Below are 16895 nucleotides of genomic sequence, written 5' to 3'. Positions count from 1 at the left end.
CTGCCTCGGGTTCCCCCGTCCGGGGGCCCCCGACAGGAGCCGGGAAGCCCTCGCGCGATAGTGTTGGCCAAAATCGAACGACGGAAGCGGCCCCATGACGAGCACCACCCACGGGCCCGAACAGCCTCCAGCCCCGCACGAAACCGGGCACGGAGAACATCGGGAACACCACGGCCTCCCCAAGGAGACCCCGCTCGAGCACATCTCGGACGCCCTCAGCGTCCACGAGGACGACGGGCTCCACAAGGGGCTCAAGGCCCGCCAGGTGCAGATGATCGCGATCGGCGGGGCCATCGGCACCGGGCTGTTCCTCGGCTCCGGCGGCCGGCTGGCGAGCACCGGCCCCTCGCTCGTCATCGTCTACGCCATCTGCGGGTTCTTCGCGTTCCTGATCCTGCGCGCCCTGGGCGAGCTCGTGCTGCACCGTCCGTCCTCGGGCTCGTTCGTCTCCTACGCACGCGAGTTCTTCGGTGAGAAGACCGCCTTCGTCACCGGATGGCTCTACTGGATGAACTGGGTCATGACCGCGATCGTCGACGTGACCGCCGTGGCGCTGTACATGAACTTCTTCGCCAAGTACTGGGCGCCGATCGGGGCGGTGCCGCAGTGGCTGTTCGCGCTGATCGCCCTCGCCGTGGTGCTCTGCCTCAACCTCCTCTCGGTGAAGGTGTTCGGCGAGATGGAGTTCTGGTTCGCGCTGATCAAGGTCGTGGCCATCGTCTCCTTCCTCCTGGTGGGAACCTGGATGGTCATCTTCGGCACCCCCGTCGACGGCGCCCAGGTCGGGTTCGACCTGATCGGCGGGAACGGCGGCTGGTTCCCCGGCGGCCTGCTCGCCTCCGTGCTGGTCGTGCAGGGCGTCGTCTTCGCCTACGCCTCGATCGAGCTCATCGGCACGGCCGCTGGCGAAACCGAGAACCCGGAGAAGGTCATGCCGCGGGCCATCAACACGGTCATCGTGCGGATCGCCATCTTCTACGTCGGTTCGATCCTGCTGCTCTCGCTCCTGCTCCCCTACACGAGCTACAAGGCCGGCGAGAGCCCGTTCGTCACGTTCTTCGGCAGCATCGGGATCGAGGGCGTCGACGTGATCATGAACCTGGTCGTGCTGACCGCGGCCCTGTCCTCGTTGAACGCCGGCCTCTACTCGACCGGACGCATTCTGCGCTCGATGTCGCTCGCGGGATCTGCCCCCGGTTTCGCCGGCAAGATCAGCCGCAACGGGGTGCCGTTCGGCGGCATCCTGCTCACCGGCTTCGTCACTCTCGCCGGCGTCGGCCTGAACGCGATCGTGCCGGACCAGGCCTTCGAGATCGTGCTCAACATGGCGGCCATCGGGATCGTCAGCGCCTGGGGCATGATCGTGCTCTGCCAGCTGCGCCTGCAGGCCTGGGCGAAGAAGGGCATCCTGGCGCGACCGGCGTTCCGGATGCCGGGGGCCCCGTACACGGGCTACGTCACTCTCGTCTTCCTCGTCGGCGTGCTCGTGCTGATGGCCTTCGACTGGCCGACCGGCACGCTCACCATCGGCACCCTCATCGTGATCATTCCGGCCCTGGTCGCCGGCTGGTATGCCTGCCGCGGACGAATCCTCGAAATCGCGGCGGCCCGCGAGGGCTTCACCGGCCAGATTCCGGTGGTCGCCAACCGGCCGCTCTCCGACCGCGACGGCCGGCACCCGAAGCCCTAGCAGGCGCGTTCCCCGGGCGCAGGCCGGCGACCGGCGCCCGGCCGGTCGCCGCCGGCCCAGGCGTGGCGGCTCAGGCGGCGCGGCGGCGGGTGACCGCGTCGCTGACGATGACCAGCACGAGGGCGAGCACCAGGATGCCGATGTAGGTCACCGGCACGGCGTCCATGCCCACCGTGTTGAGCAGGGCGGCGCCGAGCAGCGCCCCGCCGCCGATGCCGGCGTTGAACGCTGTCGTGTAGATGGCGCTGGCCGTGTCACGGATGCGCCGGGAGGCGGTGCGCAGCAGCCGGGTCTGCAGCAGCGGCGGCAGGGTGCCGAAGGCCAGCCCCCACAGCACGAAGGCGGTGATGGCGACCGGCAACGTCGACGCGAATAGCGCCAGCACGGTGACGCTCAGCGCGGAGACCGTGATTCCGATGACGAGTCCGAGCTGGGGCCGTGGGCCGAACACGGTGCCGGAGAGCACCAGCCCCAGCGCGCCGGCGATGCCGTAGGCGAACAGGAGCGGCGCGACGGCGGCGCCGTCCACGCCGAGCCCGTCGATCAGGAACGGGGCGATGTAGGTGTAGAAGGTGTAGTGCCCGACCATGGTCAGTGCCGTGATGGCACAGAGCAGGATCACCGCCGGCATGGTCGGGTCGCGGCGCGGTTCGGCCGGTGTCGCCGCGGTTGCGGGCGCGGCGTCGGCGATCGCGGCCAGCTCGGCAGGGGTGCGGCGGGCACCGTAGTGCGACACGCGCGGCAGGAACCGCCAGACGACGACCGCCCCCACCAGCATCAACCCGGCGAGGGCGACGAATGAGAGCCGCCAGCCCAGCAGGTGGCCGGCGGCCGTGGCCAGCGGAACGCCGAACACGAACGCGAGGGTGCCTCCGGACACCGTGATCGCCACGGCCCGGCCGATCTGCTCCCGGGGCACCAGGTGCGCCGCGTAGGCGCCGACCACTGCCCAGAACAGGCCGTGCGCCATGCCGCCGAGGATGCGCCCGCCCACCATGAAGGCGTAGTTCGGGGCCATCGCGGTGAGCACATTGCTGACCGCGAGCACGACCAGCACGAGCACGATCAGGCCGTGCCGGGGCAGCCGGCGGGTGAGGTGGGCGAGGGAGGTGCTCGTCAGCACCACGGTGAAGGCGAACCAGGAGACGAGCAGCCCCACCTGGGCCTCGCTGACACCGAGGGCCCGGCTCATGTCCGGCAGCAGGCCGGTCGGCAGCATTTCGGAGGTGACCGACAGGAAGACGGCCGCGGCGAGGGCGATCAGGCCCACCCAGGGGAACGGGCCCGGCGCCGGGCCAGGGCTGCCCGGTTCGCCGGACGGATCGGACGATGGCAGGGTGATGGGCGCGGTGAATGACATGGTGGCTGTGGCTCACAGACGGGAACAGTGGCGCCCGCCACTCTGTGGCAGCGGGGCCGGTCCGGATTGACTGCGCGCCGACGTGCGCGCCCGGGGCCGGCGTGCTGCGCCGACCGCTGCCCAGTCTACCCGACGTGCAATCCGGGCGGCCGGGGAGGCCGGTAACCTAGTCGGATGACTTCCTCGCTCGCGCCCCGCACACGTCACCACTGGGTGATCACCCTCGTCTGCGTCGACCAGCCGGGCATCGTGCACGCGGTCAGCGGCGCCATCGTGCGGGCCAGCGGCAACATCACGGAGAGCCAGCAGTTCACCAGCGCCGACACCGGCCGGTTCTTCATGCGGCTGCAGGTGGAGTGCCCCGCGCCGCGCGAGGAGCTCGAGGCCGAGCTCGCGCCCGTGGTGGAGAAGTACGCGATGGAGTCCGTCATCGACGTCGTCGGCCGTCCGGTCCGCACCCTCGTGCTCGCGTCGACGGCGGGCAACTGCGTCAACGACCTGCTCTTCCGCCAGCGCGGCGGGCAGCTGCCGATCGAGGTGCCGCTGGTGCTGTCCAACCACGGCACCCTGCGCGACCTGGTCGGCTTCTACGGCGTGCCCTTCGAGTCCCTGCCGATCACGGATGCCGCCAGCAAGGCCGCGTTCGAGGCCCGCGTCGTCGAGGCGATCGAGGAGGAGGACATCGAACTGGTCGTGCTGGCCCGGTACATGCAGATCCTCTCCCCCGAGCTGTGCAAGGTGCTCGAGGGCCGCGCCATCAACATCCACCACTCGTTCCTGCCCGGGTTCAAGGGTGCGAACCCCTACAAGCAGGCCCACGCCCGCGGGGTCAAGCTGATCGGCGCGACCGCGCACTTCGTCACCGGCGACCTCGACGAGGGGCCGATCATCGAGCAGAACGTCGTGCGGGTGGACCATTCCCGCACCCCGGCCGAGCTCGTCTCGATCGGGCAGGACGAGGAAAGCCGCACCCTCACCCAGGCGGTGACCTGGTTCGCCGAACACCGGGTGCTGCTCGACGGGGCCCGTACCATCATCTTCCGCTGATTCGGGATTCCGCCGCTCGGTAGGATTGACCACGTGACAAATTCCCGCGCGCAGGTCGGCGCCAACGACATCCTGCGGTTCCTGCTCGAACTCTTCGCGTTCGTCACCCTCGGTTTCTGGGGTTTCGCGGGGTGGCCGCTCCCCTGGCCCGGCGTGCTCGTCGGCATCGCCGCCCCGGCCTTCGCGGTGCTGCTCTGGGCGCTCTTCCGCTCCCCCAAGGCCGTGTTCACCCTCGACCCGTTCGGCAAGGCCGTCGTCGAGATCGCCGTCTTCGGCGCCGCGGCTCTCGCCTGGTGGGACCTGGGGTTGCCACTGGTCGGCGTGCTCTTCGCCCTGGTGGCGACGGTGAGCGGCGTGCTCACCGGCCGTTCCGAACTGCGCTAGCCGGGTCAGGCCCGGCGGGTCTCGCGCGGCATCCGGGTGGCGTAGAGCGAGGTCGCGAGGAAGAACAATGCCCCGACCAGGAACGCCATCGGGTACGACAACCGGTCCGCGAGGAACCCGGCGACCAGCGGGCCGATGATCGCGCCGAAGTCGGAGAACATCGAGAACACCGCGACGGGGCGGCCCCCGCCGGCGCCGGCCGCGTCGCCGACCGCGGCCGCCGGGGCGGTGCCCATGAACGCCGAGGCGACCCCGTAGACGCAGAGCAGCCCGGTGAGCACGACGATGTCAGGCGCGAACGGCACCGCCATAATCGTCGCGGCGGCGAGCGCGTACGCGCCGATGATGGCCGGCCGGCGGCCGACCGTGTCGACGAACCGCGCCGCGGGGGCCAGCGCAAGGGTCTGGGCCACGGCCGCGAACGCGAAGGCGATCCCGGTCCACGAGCTCGGTCCCCGGAGCACCTCGACCACGAGCACCGGGATGAGCGCGTTCCGAACCCCGAAGGAGGTCCAGCCCTGGGAGAAGTTGGCGAGGCAGGCCGCCCGGAACCGGGGGTCGCGCAGCACGGTGCGGAACGGGACCCTCGGCACGGCGGCGCCCGACTCGTCGACCCCGGTGCGCCGGCTCGGGCCGAGCAGCAGGAGCCCGAGGATGCCGGCGACGGTCAGCGTGCCGGCGTAGAAGAAGAACGGTGCGGTCAGGGAGATCGTGGCGAGGAGTCCGCCGAGCGCGGGACCGGCCATGCCGCCGAGGAGGAACCCGCCCTGGTAGAAGCCGATCGCGCGGCCGCGGATGCCCGGCGAGGTGGAGCCGAGGAGCAGGGTCATCGCGGAGACCGTGAACATGGCGGACCCGATGCCGCCGGCCCCGCGGAGCAGGAGCAGCTGAGGGTAGTTCTGGGCGACGCCGACCAGCCCGCTGGAGAGCGCGACGATCCCGATGCCGGTCGCCAGGATCGCCCGTTCGCCGGCCCAGTCGATCAGGCGGCCGCAGAACGGGCTCGCGACGAAGCGCATGAGCGCGAACGCGGAGACGACGGCGCCGATCTCCAGGTTGCCCACCCCGAAGCTGCGCACGTAGACCGGCAGCACGGGCACGACGACGCCGAAACCCACCATCACGAAGAACGCGATCACGCCGAGCACGAGCACCTCGCGGGAGAGCCTCGGCTTCGGGGTCGCCCCGGGCCGTGGGGCTCCTGAGCTGAGGCGGATGCGTCGCATCCCCTTAGGCTACGGCCTCGACCGGGCGCCCCGCGCCGGCTGCTGCACCGGCTACTGCAGGGCGCCGATGATTGCGCCCATCACGGTGAACGACACCACGCTGAATGACGCGTTGATGGCGAACAGGCGAAGGCTTCTTCGCTCGAACAGGTAGGTCACCCCGACCGCCGCCGCGACGAAGGTGAGTCCCGCCGCCGCGCCCGCGAACACTCCGAAGACGAAACCACCGTCACCGATGAATGCCGCGAGGCTGGCGGCCATCACCAGCGCCAGCAGGAACGATCCGAGGAAGATCCGGGCCGACCCCGTCTTCAGCTGCTCGTCGCTCAAGCCCGCCTCGCGCTGCCAGGGCCGGGCGAAGAGCAGCGAGTACCAGAGCCCGCCGATGACGAAGGTGGAGGCTGCAGCCAGGAGGACCGCCGGCCAATTGAGTTGAGCATCCATGATTCCTCTTTCCGACGCATCACGGTAGCAATCGGTGGACGGCCTGGCTTGTATATTTTTCCGCCGCGTCACCCGGGGTGTCCAGCGGAACGAAGGCGGCGTATTCCGTGCCGTAGCGCGCCACGATCTCGAGGTACCGGGACGGGGTGAACCCCGTGAAGGCACGGAACACCCGGATGAAATGCGGTTGGTCGTAGTAGCCGGATGCCCCGACGAACTCGGACCACGGCGGCATCGGCCCGTCAAGCGGGAGGGCGGCGACGAATTGCCGGAATCGCACGATGTCGGCGAACACCTTGGGAGCCACACCGCACCAGGTTCGGAACCCGTCGATGAGCGCGCGGTGGCTGAGCCCGACGCCGGCCGCGAGCGATGCGACCGGCTCATCGGGGTCGGTCAGGACCCGTGCCACGGCACGGAGGATTCCGGCCGGCGGCGACTGGCCTGGCCTGGCGCACTCCCGCAGGTGAGCCAGCACCAGGTCGAGCGCCGCAGTCTGGCCGGCCTCTCCCGGGTTCGCCGCCAGTGCTGCCCGTGCGCTGTCCCGCAACGCCGTCGTGTCGCCGATGAGTCCCTGGCTGTCCGTGACGGTGCCCGCGAGGGCGTCGGCGCGGAGCGTGTTGAAACGCGCGAGGCCGAACGGAGCCAGTTCCACACCGATGTGCCGGATCACCGGTGGGCTCTGGATGGTCAGGTACCGGCGCTGCAATCCGGAGAGGAAACCGGCCGGGAAGGAGCGCACCTGCCCCGCACCCTGATCGAGCAGGAGATACGGACCCGACAGGTTGAGAATGAAGTGCACGGCCGGCTGCGGGAATATCCGCTCGTATCGGGCGGCGGTTTCCGCCTCCTGGTACCAGACCCGGGTCACGGCGGGAGCGAGCGTCTCGGGCACTGGCCGCTCGAGATAGGTCATGCAGCCACCGTAGAACCGACCGGTGATCCGCGCCAGCGGTTGGCTAGTGCACGAGGGCGGAGCCGGCGATGGGGAGTTCCGCCCTCGCCTGGGCCTTCACCGCGGCATCACGGCGACCGCCGATCGCGCGCAGCGCGTTCAGGATCGTGGCCAGGTCGACGAACTCCTGGAGCAGGGCGCCGATCGTGGCGGGGATGAACCCGACGGCGGCGAGGATCATCAGGGCCAGGCTCAGCGCGATGCCCAGCCAGATACTCTGCAGGGCGATCCGGATCGTGTCCTGGCCGATCGCGACGGCGCGTGCGGTGCGCGACAGGTCGTCGATCAGGATGACCACGTCCGCCGATTCGCTGGCCGCCGTGGCACCCTTGGCGCCCATGGCGATGCCGACGTCGGCGACGGCGAGCACCGGCGCGTCGTTCACCCCGTCGCCGACCATGATCACCGGTCGCCGGGTGAGGCCGCGCACCGCGTCGACCTTGTCGACGGGCAGGCAGTCGGCCTGCACGCTCTCGATGCCGACCAGGGCCGCGATGTGCTCCGCCGTCGGGCGGGCGTCCCCGGTGAGCATGACGGTCTCGGTGATACCCAGCGCCCGGAAGTCGGCCATCGTCTGTCTGGCGTTGCCGCGCAGCCGGTCGCTGGCCACGATGCTCCCGGCGAACCGGCCGTCGACGGCGAGGTAGATGGCGAGTTCGCCGCCGTCGAGGGGGGTGGCCACGGCATCCGGCGCCCGGTCCCTGACGTAGGAGAGCTTGCCGACGGTGACTTCGGCCGACCCGAGGCGGGCGACGACGCCGTTGGCGGGGACCTCATTGGCGGTGTCGGTGGAGGTCAGGGCGAGTCCACGGGCGTGCGCGGCCGCGATGACGGATGCCGCGAGCACGTGCGAGGAGTATTGCTCGGCCGACGCGGCGAGCGCCAGCAGCTCGTCCTCGCCGAAGCCCGCCTCCGGGATCACCCGGGCGATGGCGGGCGCACCGTGGGTGAGAGTGCCGGTCTTGTCGAAGACGACGGTCCTCGCCCGCGACAGGGTCTCGAGCACCCCGCCGCCCTTGACGATGATGCCGTTGCGCGCGGCGCGGCTCATGCCGCCCATGAACGCGACCGGCGCGGAGATCAGCAACGGGCAGGGGGTGGCGACGACGAGCACCTCGGCGAAACGCGCCGGGTCGCCGCCGAAGAGCCAGGCCAGCCCGGCGATCAGGAGCGACACCGCGGTGAACGGCACCGCGTACCGGTCGGCGAGGCGCACCACGGGCGCCTTGCTGGCCGCCGCCTCCTCGACCAGCGCGATGATCTGCTGGTACTGGCTGTTGGCCGCCGTCGCCGTGGCCCGGATGGTCGCCGCGGCCTGGCCGTTGATCGACCCGCTGAGGATGGCGTCGCCGGTGACGCGTTCGACCGGGAGGCTTTCCCCAGTGAGGGAGGATTCGTCGAACGCGGCGCTGTCGGTGACGAGCGTCCCGTCGACGGGCACGATCTCGGCCGGGCGCACCAGGAGGTGGTCGCCCACACGCACGTCCGTGGCCGGCACGTCTTCGACCTCAGTGAAGTCGGCGGAGTGCCGGTGAGCGATCTGCGGGGCGCGCTGGAGCAGGGCGTTGAGCTCGCGCTTGGCACGGTTCACCGCGAAGTCCTCCAGCGCCGCACCGCCGGTGAGCATCAGCACGATGATCATGGTGGCGACGTACTCGCCGACGAGCACGGTGGCGACGATCGCCGTGATGGCGAGGAAGTCGACGCCGAAGGTTCCGCGGCGCAACCGCCGCACCATGCCGACGGCCTCGTAGGCGGCCACGGCCAGCCCGAACCCGCTGAACAGCCAGCGGACGAGGTCGGGCAGCCCGGCCAGTGCGAGCACCACGCCGACCAGCCCGAGGACGACCGTGGTCGCGACGAGCGGGTAGCGCCGTACGGCACCGAAGAGAGACGACATGCTCATATTGTTCCCCCGGGCGGCGCGCCGCGCCAGCAAGGAAAGGCTCGCCTCAACGCCGGAAGGCCCCGACGAGAGTCGGGGCCTTCCGGCGTGCGGTGCGGGATTAGGCCAGGCGGGTGCGGAGGTTTTCCGCGATGGCCGCGAGGAATTCCTCGGTGGTCAGGTAACCCTGGTCCGGGCCGACCAGGAGCGCGAGGTCCTTGGTCATCTTGCCGCTCTCGACCGTCTTGATGACCACGTCTTCGAGGGTGTGCGAGAACTCGGCGAGCGCCGGGTTCTCGTCGAGCTTGGCCCGGTGGGCGAGGCCGCGGGTCCAGGCGTAGATCGACGCGATCGGGTTGGTCGAGGTGGGCTTGCCCTGCTGGTGCTGGCGGTAGTGACGGGTCACCGTGCCGTGGGCGGCCTCGGCCTCGACGACCTTGCCGTCGGGGGTGGAGAGCACGCTGGTCATCAGGCCGAGCGAGCCGAAGCCCTGCGCCACCGTGTCGGACTGCACGTCGCCGTCGTAGTTCTTGCAGGCCCAGACGTAGCCGCCCTCCCACTTCATGGCGGATGCGACCATGTCGTCGATGAGGCGGTGCTCGTAGGTGAGACCGGCGGCCTCGTAGCGTTCCTTGAACTCGGCGTCGAAGATCTCCTGGAAGATGTCCTTGAACCGGCCGTCGTAGGCCTTGAGGATGGTGTTCTTCGTGGAGAGGTACACCGGGTAGTTGCGCTCGAGGCCGTAGTTGAGCGAGGCACGGGCGAAGTCGATGATCGACTTGTCGAGGTTGTACATCCCCATCGCGACGCCGCTGCCCGGGGCCTGGAAGACCTCGAACTCCTGGGGCGCGCTGCCGTCCTTCGGGGTGAAGGTCATGCTGAGCGTGCCTTCGCCCTCGAAACGGAAGTTCGTGGCCTTGTACTGGTCGCCGAACGCGTGGCGGCCGATGATGATCGGCTTGTTCCAACCGGGCACGAGGCGCGGGATGTTGGAGATGATGATGGGCTCGCGGAAGATGGTGCCGCCGAGGATGTTGCGGATCGTGCCGTTGGGCGACGCCCACATCTTCTTCAGGCCGAATTCCTCGACCCGGGCCTCGTCGGGCGTGATGGTCGCGCACTTGACGCCCACGCCGTGCTTCTGGATGGCGCGGGCCGCGTCGACCGTGATCTGGTCATCGGTCTCGTCGCGCTTCTGGATAGACAGGTCGTAATACTCGAGGTCGATGTCGAGATACGGGTGAATCAGGGTGTCCTTGATCGCCTGCCAGATGATGCGGGTCATCTCGTCCCCGTCGAGCTCGACGACAGTGCCTTCAACCTTGATCTTCGCCAATGAATTCTCCTCAGAATGTCGGGGGGCCTGAATGGCCACGGCAATTCTACTAGAGGGACGCAACTATCTTGACATCGAGACAGTTCGCGGGTCGGCCGAAACCCCGACTACCGGCACCCCCGGGCGCACGTTAGCCTGTTGCTATGGGTGAACTACGACTGGAAGAACTGTCCGCGCGCAATATTGTTGCGGCCAATACCCTGAGCCTGAAGCCGGGCCAGGAACAATACATTGCTCCGGTCTCCTACTCGGTCGCGGCATCCGTGATCAACCCGGCAACATCCTGGCAGCGGGTCGTGCTGCTCGACGGCGAGGTGGCCGGCTTCATTCACGGCAACTTCGACCCCGAATCGACGCACGAGGAGTTCCGTGCCTGCATCTGGCGGATCAACGTGGACGCGAGCGCCCAGGGCAGGGGTGTCGGCAAGTTCGCCGCGGAGGCTCTCGCCGAGGAGGCACGCAAGCGCGGCTTCGACCACATCACCGTGATCTGGGAGCCCGGCGAAGAGGGCCCGGAATCGTTCTTCCACCGGATCGGCTTCCGCGACATCGGCCAGACCGCCTACGGCGAAACGATCGGCTCCCTCCAGCTCTGACCGAGGCAGCCTCATGCGCATCGCCCCGGACAGCCCGTTCGTGACCCACGTGCTCGACATCGTCGACTCGATTCCGCCCGGACGGGTGATGACCTACGGGGATGTCGCGGCGGTGCTCGGCTCGCGAGGCGCCCGCGTGGTCGGCCAGGTGATGAGCCACTACGGGTCGGATGCGCCGTGGTGGCGGGTCATCCGTGCCGGCGGGCACCCGCCGCTCGAACACGAGGCGCGCGCGCTCGCGCACTACCGGGCAGAGGGCACGCCGCTGCTGAACGCGCTGGCCCCCGGCTACCGGGTGGACTACGCCGTGGCGCGCTGGTCGCCGGCCTGACTCGACCGGGACCTCGACTGTGGCTGCGGCTCCACCAGGGCGGGCACGGTGCCGCGCACGAGCGAGCGGCCGCGGATCGCGCGGTAGGCGGCCACGAGGATCGTGAGCACCACGAGGGCGAGGGCGTACTGCCAACCGCCGGGGACGATGCTGAGCGAGCCGGAGGCGTTGAACGACGCGTGCAGGAGGGCGACGGCGAGGACGCTGCCACCGGTGTCGACCAGCAGGCCGCCCGCGAGGTAGCGGAAGAAGGGCGCAGAGCCGATGACGAAGGCCCAACTGATCCAGGCATCCGTCAGGCTCGTCCCTGCCAGGCCGGACGACTCGAAGGCCAGCGGCAGGTGGATGAGCGCGAACGGCACCGCGGCGAGCAGTGAGCCGATGAGCAGGCCGCGGCGCGCCATCAGGCGCGACTGTACGAAACCGGACCACGCCGTCTCCTCCCAGATGCTCGCGGTCAGGGCGATGAGCACCAGGATGACCAGGTAGTCGAGGGTCACCACTCCCCAGCCGTCGGGCGAGGTGCGGAAGGTGCCCGTGGCGAGGCCGATCGCCACGGTGAGGGCGGGCATCGCCAGGAGCACGAGCAGCCACCGGCCGACGCCGAACCGCCAGCGCGCCAGGCCTCCGAGCAGCCGGCGCACCAGGGGCGCCCCGCCGATCCACGTGGTGAGCAGGAGGGCGAGCCCGAACAGGATGACGAGTTCCGCGAGTTTGCCGGGCGTCAGGTCGAGCCCCGCGACCAGCAGCAGGGTCTGCAGCAGCAGGACCAGTCCGACGGCGGCGACGCAGAACGTGCTGACCGGGCGGCGGGCGGCCAAAGCCCGGAGCGAGGGGGACGGGCGTTGCGCTGCGGTGGAAACTGACCGGCTCATGAGAACTCCCATCGAATGACTCATCCGGATGCCCCACGTTCCGTCCTAGTCCCTGTCACCGCACGCGTCAAGGTGCTTCCGGCGCCCGCCGCGGTGGACCGGCAATCGTCGGCTGCCGGTCATCTCCGAACCCTTGTTCGGCGCCGCCCAACGGTGTTACCGTGCCACATGGACAGCGAAAAGAAAGCCACCGATCCCCTGGATCCCCTCGTCACCGACCCCGGGCTCTACCGGGTGCTCCTCGAGAACGAGCGTGTTCGCGTGCTCGAGTTCCTCGACGCCCCCGGCGATGAGACCAACCCGCACGAGCATCCCGACAGTGTGATGATCACCCTGAGCGCCTACGCCCGGCGGTTGTCGTCGGAGGGTCGCGAGCTCGACGTCGAACTGCCCGCCGGGGAGACGCGCTGGCTCCCAGCCCAGGAACACGCCGGCCTCAACATCGGCAAGACCCCGACGCACGCGATCTTCGTGGAACTCAAGGAGGCGGCCGTGCGGGCCCCCGACCCCGGGTACCACCCGCTGGGTCCCGTCGCGCCCCGCCCGCTGACCGGAACCCCTCTCTCCGACGCGTCGAGCGACGAGGAGAAGGCCTGGGGCTTCGCCTGACCTGACGGAGTCGCCGGCATCATGTCGCGGCACACCGTGCGGAAGCCGGCGCACGTTCTACGGTGCGCCCCGTTCCGCACGGTGCGCCGCGAGGCCGCCCCGGGTGCCGGGCGGCGCGGACCGGGCTCGCGGACCGGGTGCCGGACTGCACCTGTCCCTGCCGGACGCACGGTGTTAGCCTGCCGCCATGACGAACGATCCAGCACTGACCGGCGATGCCGTCCCCAGTGACGAAGCCGCGCCGGCGAACGACCCCGTGCGGACCAATCCCGGGCACTACCGCGTGATCCTGGAGAACGAGCGCGTGCGCGTGCTGGAGTACCGCGACTCCCCCGGCGACAAGACCACCCCGCACGCGCATCCCGACAGCGTGATGTTCACGCTCAGTTCGTTCAGCCGGCGGCTCTCCGCGAACGGCCGGGAGGTGGACGTGGTCCTGCCCGAAGGCGAGGCCCGCTGGCTGGCCGCCCAGGAGCACTCCGGTGAGAACACGGGCGACACAGAGACGCACACGATCTTCTTCGAGCTGAAGGAGCCCGCGCCGACGTCGTCGTCGCCCACGGCCGCGGCCGGGCAGCCGCTCGGCCCGGCCACCGGCGCCTAGACGAGCGACTCCCGCCAGGCGGCGTGCAGCTGGGCGAAACGCCCCGTGCCCGCGATGAGGTCGGCCGGGGTGCCGTCCTCGACGATCCGGCCGTGTTCCATCACGAGCACCCGATCGGCGATCGCCACGGTCGACAGCCGGTGCGCGATGATCACGGCGGTGCGATCGGCCAGCAGGGTCTGCAGGGCCTGCTGCACCAGCCGTTCGCTGGGGATGTCCAGGCTCGAGGTGGCCTCGTCAAGGATGAGGACCGCCGGGTCGGCGAGGAACGCCCGCGCGAACGAGATAAGCTGCCGCTGCCCGGCCGAGACCCGTCCGCCGCGCTTGTTCACGTCGGTGTCGTACCCGCTGGGCAGCCCCTCGATGAAGTCGTGCGCACCGACGGCCCGCGCCGCTGCGACGATCTCGGCGGGCGTGGCATCCGGTTTGCCGATCGCGATGTTGTCGGCGACGGACCCGCTGAACAGGTACGCCTCCTGGGTCACCATGACTATCGCCCGGCGCAGGTCCTTCGGGTGCAGGTCGCGCAGGTCGACCCCGTCGAGGCTGACCCGGCCGTCGGAGGGGTCGTAGAACCGGGCCATCAGCTTGGCCAGGGTCGACTTGCCGGCCCCCGTCGACCCGACCAGGGCGATGGTCTGCCCCGCCGGGAGCGTCAGGTCGAACCGGGGCAGGATGACCCGGTCGCTCTGGTAGGCGAAGCTCACCTGGTCGAACGACACCTGCCCGCGCGCCTTCCACAGGTCGACCGGCGCCACCGGGTCGGGCACGCCGGGGTGTTCCTCGAGCACGCCGGAGATCTTCTCCAGCGCCGCGGCGGCGGACTGGTAGGAGTTGTAGAACATCGCCATGTCCTCCATCGGGTCGAAGAACCGCCGGGTGTAGAGCAGCGCCGCGAGCAGGGCGCCGATGGCCAGCTGCCCGTCGGCGACCCGGAACCCGCCGACCAGGAGCACCACGGCGACCGCGACGTTGCCGATCAGCACCAGACCGGGGTCGAAGATGCCGAACAGCTGGATGACCCGGCCGTTCACCTTCCGGTAGTCCTCGACGAGTTCGCCGAACACCTTCTCGTTGCGCTTCTCCGCCCGGAAGGCCTTGACCGCGCGGATGCCGGTCATGGTCTCCACGAACTGCACGATCAGGCTCGCCGAGGCGGTCCGGGACTGCCGGAACAGCGTCTGCGAGCGCACCTGGAACCACCGGGTGAGGATGAGCAGCGGCACCAGGGAACCGAACAGCACGAGCCCGCTCATCCCGTCGAGCGCGAACAGGGCGATCGCGGTGAAGGTCATGTAGAGCAGGCCCTGCACGAGCTGGTTGATCCCGGAGTCGAGCAGCTCGCGGATCGCGTCGAGGTCGCTCGTCTGCCGGGAGATGATCCGGCCCGAGGTGTACGACTCGTGGAATTCAAGGCTCAGCCGCTGAGTGTGCAGGAAGACCCGTTTGCGCAGGTCGATCAGCACGCCCTGGCTGATCCGGGCGGACATCAGCGTGTACCAGGCGATCAGGCCCGCGCCGATCACGCCGGTGAGCAGGTAGACCACCCCGGTGGCGGCGAGCGGGAACCAGTCCTGGTCGAGCAGCGCCGGCAGCCCCTGGTCGATCCCGTAGGCGATCAGCGCCGGACCGGCCACCTGCGCGACCGTCGAGAGCACGACGATGAGCATCGCCGCGATCACGGGCCAGCGCACGGGGGCGAGCAGCGACCCGAGCAGGCGCAGCGACCTCGCCCGGATCTGCTTGCTCTCCGCGGCGCTGAAGTTGCTGCGCTCTTCTCCTTCGACTCCGGTGACGCTCACAGCGTCACCCCCTTCCGTGCGGATTCGCGTCGTTCTTCGTCTTCCAGGCTGGAGATGACGAACTTGTAGTGCTCGCTCTGGCGGAGCAGGTCGGAGTGCCGCCCGACCGCAGTGATCCTGCCGCCTTCGAGCAGCGCCACCCGGTCGGCGAGCATGACCGTGGACGGCCGGTGCGCGACGACCAGCGCGGTGGTGGAGGCGAGCACCTCGCGCAGCGCCGCCTCGACCAGCGACTCGGTGTCCACGTCGAGCGCCGACAGCGGGTCGTCGAGCACGAGCACCGCGGGCTTCGCGGCGACGGCGCGGGCGAGGGCGAGCCGTTGCCGCTGGCCTCCGGAGAGGGACATCCCCTCCTCGCCGACGAGGGTGTCCACACCCTGCGGGAGCTCGTGCACGAACCCTGCCTGGGCGACCTGCAGCGCTTCCTCGAGCGCGGCATCCGCGTCGCCGGAGCGTTCGGCCCACTCGGGGCGGCCCAACAGAACGTTGTCGCGCACGGATGCCGAGAACAGCGTCGCGTCCTCGAACGCCATCGCCAGGTGGCGGCGCAGTTCCTCACGGCCGAGGGCCCGCACGTCCACCCCGTCGAGGGTCACTGCGCCCGCCGTCACGTCGTAGAGCCGGGTGGTGAGCGCGGTGAGGGTCGACTTGCCGGAGCCGGTCAGGCCGACCAGCGCCATCGTCTCGCCGGGTTCGAGCACCAGGTCGATGCCGTCGAGCAGGTCGGGGAACCGGTCGGGCGAGTCGGGGTAGCGGAAGTGCACGTCCTCGAAGGCGAGGCGTCCCTGCGGGTGGTCGATCGTGGCCGGATGCTCGGGGTCGGTGATCGTGTTCGGGGCGTCGAGCACGTCGAAGAACCGGTCGGTGGCGGTGCGGGTGTCGAAGGTCATCGACAGCAGGAACCCGATCGACTCGACCGGCCAGCGCAGCACGGTCGCGGTGGCGAAGAACGCGACGAGGCCGCCCACTGTGAGCTCCCCCTGGCTGGCCAGCCAGACGCCGGCGACGAGGCAGAGCGCGAAGGCGACATCGGGCACGAGCAGCAGCCAGAGCCAGATGCCGGCGATGGCCCGCGCCTTCTCGATCTCCGTGCCGCGCAGGCTCTCCGCCTGCGCGGAGAAGTTCTTCAGCGCGAACGAACCGCGCCCGAACGCCTTGAGCACGCGGATGCCGTGCACCGACTCCTCGACGGCCGTCGCCAGGTCGCCCGCCTGGTCCTGGCTGCGCCGGGCGACGACGGAGTACTTCTCCTCGAACAGGTAGCCGACGATCCAGAGCGGCACCGAACAGACCAGGAAGATGACGCCGAGGACCCAGTTCATCGAGACCAGGATGACCGCGCCGATCACGATCGTGACCAGGTTGACCACGAGGAGCACGAGCCCGAACGAGATCCAGCGCCGGATCTGGTTGAGGTCGCTGACGGCGCGGGAGAGCAGCTGGCCGCTCGGCCAGCGGTCGTGGAATGAGACCGGGAGGTCCTGAAGCCGGGCGTAGAGGGCGTTGCGCATCCGGGCCTCGATGTGCGTGCCCGGGCCGAGCACGAACCAGCGCCGGAGCCCGATCAGCACCGCCTCGAGCACGCCGAGCCCGAGGATCGCGACCACGGCGGGCCAGATCTGGGCGGAGTCCTGCCGGGACAGCGCGCCGTCGACGAGCCGTTGCAGCACCTGCGGGATGGCGAGCGCGACGAGCGCGGCGAGGAGCGCGGCGAGCATGCCGAGGGTGAGGCGCGGCAGGGCCGGCCTCGC

General features: G+C 70.0%; 16 protein-coding genes. 7 read left to right on the top strand and 9 right to left on the bottom strand.

Translation table 11 applies throughout. From position 1 onward, the window contains the following. Positions 1 to 94 precede the first annotated feature (94 nt). Positions 95 to 1690: an amino acid permease gene (locus tag IWX89_RS02705; protein ID WP_196902007.1), complete on the top strand. Its 1596-nt coding sequence runs from the start codon at positions 95 to 97 to the stop codon at positions 1688 to 1690. Between the two features lie 70 nt (positions 1691 to 1760). Here the strand turns inward: IWX89_RS02705 and IWX89_RS02700 are convergent, their stop codons facing one another. After that, positions 1761 to 3050 carry an MFS transporter gene (locus tag IWX89_RS02700; protein ID WP_196902006.1) on the bottom strand — a complete coding sequence of 430 codons (1290 nt, stop codon included), beginning with the start codon at positions 3048 to 3050 and terminating at the stop codon, positions 1761 to 1763. A 174-nt stretch (positions 3051 to 3224) separates the two neighbouring features. On the opposite strand from IWX89_RS02700, the gene purU reads away from it, so the two are divergent. Together purU and IWX89_RS02690 are read left to right on the top strand one after the other, a co-directional pair. Next, positions 3225 to 4097: a formyltetrahydrofolate deformylase gene (gene purU / locus IWX89_RS02695; protein WP_196902005.1), complete on the top strand. Its 873-nt coding sequence runs from the start codon at positions 3225 to 3227 to the stop codon at positions 4095 to 4097. 33 nt (positions 4098 to 4130) lie between these two features. Beyond that, complete coding sequence (locus IWX89_RS02690; RefSeq protein WP_307836365.1) at positions 4131 to 4481, top strand: YrdB family protein; 351 nt, start codon at positions 4131 to 4133, stop codon at positions 4479 to 4481. 5 nt (positions 4482 to 4486) lie between these two features. Here IWX89_RS02690 and IWX89_RS02685 read toward each other — a convergent pair whose 3' ends face one another. From IWX89_RS02685 to IWX89_RS02665, 5 genes are all read right to left on the bottom strand, one after another. After that, a complete protein-coding gene (locus tag IWX89_RS02685; RefSeq protein WP_196902004.1) occupies positions 4487 to 5707 on the bottom strand; it encodes an MFS transporter in 1221 nt (406 codons plus the stop codon). 51 nt (positions 5708 to 5758) lie between these two features. Further along, entirely contained in the window at positions 5759 to 6151 is a 393-nt protein-coding gene (locus tag IWX89_RS02680) for a DUF1761 domain-containing protein (protein ID WP_196902003.1), read from the bottom strand. Positions 6152 to 6170: 19 nt separating this feature from the next. Continuing rightward, positions 6171 to 7067, bottom strand: coding sequence for an AraC family transcriptional regulator (locus IWX89_RS02675; RefSeq protein ID WP_196902002.1), 897 nt, complete (start codon positions 7065 to 7067; stop codon positions 6171 to 6173). 43 nt (positions 7068 to 7110) lie between these two features. Further along, positions 7111 to 9006 carry a heavy metal translocating P-type ATPase gene (locus IWX89_RS02670; protein WP_196902001.1) on the bottom strand — a complete coding sequence of 632 codons (1896 nt, stop codon included), beginning with the start codon at positions 9004 to 9006 and terminating at the stop codon, positions 7111 to 7113. A 106-nt stretch (positions 9007 to 9112) separates the two neighbouring features. Beyond that, a complete protein-coding gene (locus tag IWX89_RS02665; protein WP_196902000.1) occupies positions 9113 to 10327 on the bottom strand; it encodes an NADP-dependent isocitrate dehydrogenase in 1215 nt (404 codons plus the stop codon). A 143-nt stretch (positions 10328 to 10470) separates the two neighbouring features. Between IWX89_RS02665 and IWX89_RS02660 the strand changes: the two genes are divergently transcribed. Continuing rightward, complete coding sequence (locus IWX89_RS02660; protein WP_196901999.1) at positions 10471 to 10923, top strand: GNAT family N-acetyltransferase; 453 nt, start codon at positions 10471 to 10473, stop codon at positions 10921 to 10923. A gap of 13 nt (positions 10924 to 10936) precedes the next feature. Beyond that, on the top strand, positions 10937 to 11254 hold the full coding sequence (locus IWX89_RS02655) for an MGMT family protein (RefSeq protein WP_196901998.1): 318 nt from the start codon (positions 10937 to 10939) through the stop codon (positions 11252 to 11254). Here IWX89_RS02655 and IWX89_RS02650 read toward each other — a convergent pair. After that, a complete protein-coding gene (locus IWX89_RS02650) occupies positions 11224 to 12129 on the bottom strand; it encodes a CPBP family intramembrane glutamic endopeptidase (protein WP_196901997.1) in 906 nt (301 codons plus the stop codon). The genes IWX89_RS02655 and IWX89_RS02650 overlap by 31 nt on opposite strands. Before the next feature lie 168 nt (positions 12130 to 12297). Here IWX89_RS02650 and IWX89_RS02645 point away from each other — a divergent pair, with 168 nt between their 5' ends. Both IWX89_RS02645 and IWX89_RS02640 read left to right on the top strand, forming a co-directional pair. Beyond that, complete coding sequence (locus IWX89_RS02645; protein WP_196901996.1) at positions 12298 to 12738, top strand: cupin domain-containing protein; 441 nt, start codon at positions 12298 to 12300, stop codon at positions 12736 to 12738. Between the two features lie 187 nt (positions 12739 to 12925). Next, positions 12926 to 13342, top strand: coding sequence for a cytoplasmic protein (locus IWX89_RS02640; RefSeq protein ID WP_196901995.1), 417 nt, complete (start codon positions 12926 to 12928; stop codon positions 13340 to 13342). Here the strand turns inward: IWX89_RS02640 and IWX89_RS02635 are convergent. Continuing rightward, positions 13339 to 15144, bottom strand: a complete 1806-nt coding sequence (locus IWX89_RS02635; RefSeq protein WP_196901994.1) for an ABC transporter ATP-binding protein — start codon at positions 15142 to 15144, stop codon at positions 13339 to 13341. The genes IWX89_RS02640 and IWX89_RS02635 overlap by 4 nt on opposite strands. Continuing rightward, positions 15141 to 16862 carry an ABC transporter ATP-binding protein gene (locus IWX89_RS02630; RefSeq protein WP_196902132.1) on the bottom strand — a complete coding sequence of 574 codons (1722 nt, stop codon included), beginning with the start codon at positions 16860 to 16862 and terminating at the stop codon, positions 15141 to 15143. Before IWX89_RS02630 ends, IWX89_RS02635 begins: the two co-directional genes overlap by 4 nt. Positions 16863 to 16895 lie beyond the last annotated feature (33 nt).

Source organism: Cryobacterium sp. MP_M3 (assembly GCF_015752155.1).
Classification (GTDB): domain Bacteria; phylum Actinomycetota; class Actinomycetes; order Actinomycetales; family Microbacteriaceae; genus Cryobacterium.
This window is presented reverse-complemented; position numbering and strand designations above follow the sequence as displayed.

Bases quoted from the DNA above. Each gene is read 5' to 3' on its own strand.
- IWX89_RS02705 (WP_196902007.1), top strand. From the start codon at position 95: ATGACGAGCACCACCCACGGGCCCGAACAGCCTCCAGCCCCGCACGAA.
- IWX89_RS02700 (WP_196902006.1), bottom strand. From the start codon at position 3,050: ATGTCATTCACCGCGCCCATCACCCTGCCATCGTCCGATCCGTCCGGC.
- purU (WP_196902005.1), top strand. From the start codon at position 3,225: ATGACTTCCTCGCTCGCGCCCCGCACACGTCACCACTGGGTGATCACC.
- IWX89_RS02685 (WP_196902004.1), bottom strand. From the start codon at position 5,707: ATGCGACGCATCCGCCTCAGCTCAGGAGCCCCACGGCCCGGGGCGACC.
- IWX89_RS02680 (WP_196902003.1), bottom strand. From the start codon at position 6,151: ATGGATGCTCAACTCAATTGGCCGGCGGTCCTCCTGGCTGCAGCCTCC.
- IWX89_RS02675 (WP_196902002.1), bottom strand. From the start codon at position 7,067: ATGACCTATCTCGAGCGGCCAGTGCCCGAGACGCTCGCTCCCGCCGTG.
- IWX89_RS02670 (WP_196902001.1), bottom strand. From the start codon at position 9,006: ATGTCGTCTCTCTTCGGTGCCGTACGGCGCTACCCGCTCGTCGCGACC.
- IWX89_RS02660 (WP_196901999.1), top strand. From the start codon at position 10,471: ATGGGTGAACTACGACTGGAAGAACTGTCCGCGCGCAATATTGTTGCG.
- IWX89_RS02655 (WP_196901998.1), top strand. From the start codon at position 10,937: ATGCGCATCGCCCCGGACAGCCCGTTCGTGACCCACGTGCTCGACATC.
- IWX89_RS02650 (WP_196901997.1), bottom strand. From the start codon at position 12,129: ATGAGCCGGTCAGTTTCCACCGCAGCGCAACGCCCGTCCCCCTCGCTC.
- IWX89_RS02645 (WP_196901996.1), top strand. From the start codon at position 12,298: ATGGACAGCGAAAAGAAAGCCACCGATCCCCTGGATCCCCTCGTCACC.
- IWX89_RS02640 (WP_196901995.1), top strand. From the start codon at position 12,926: ATGACGAACGATCCAGCACTGACCGGCGATGCCGTCCCCAGTGACGAA.
- IWX89_RS02630 (WP_196902132.1), bottom strand. From the start codon at position 16,862: ATGCTCGCCGCGCTCCTCGCCGCGCTCGTCGCGCTCGCCATCCCGCAG.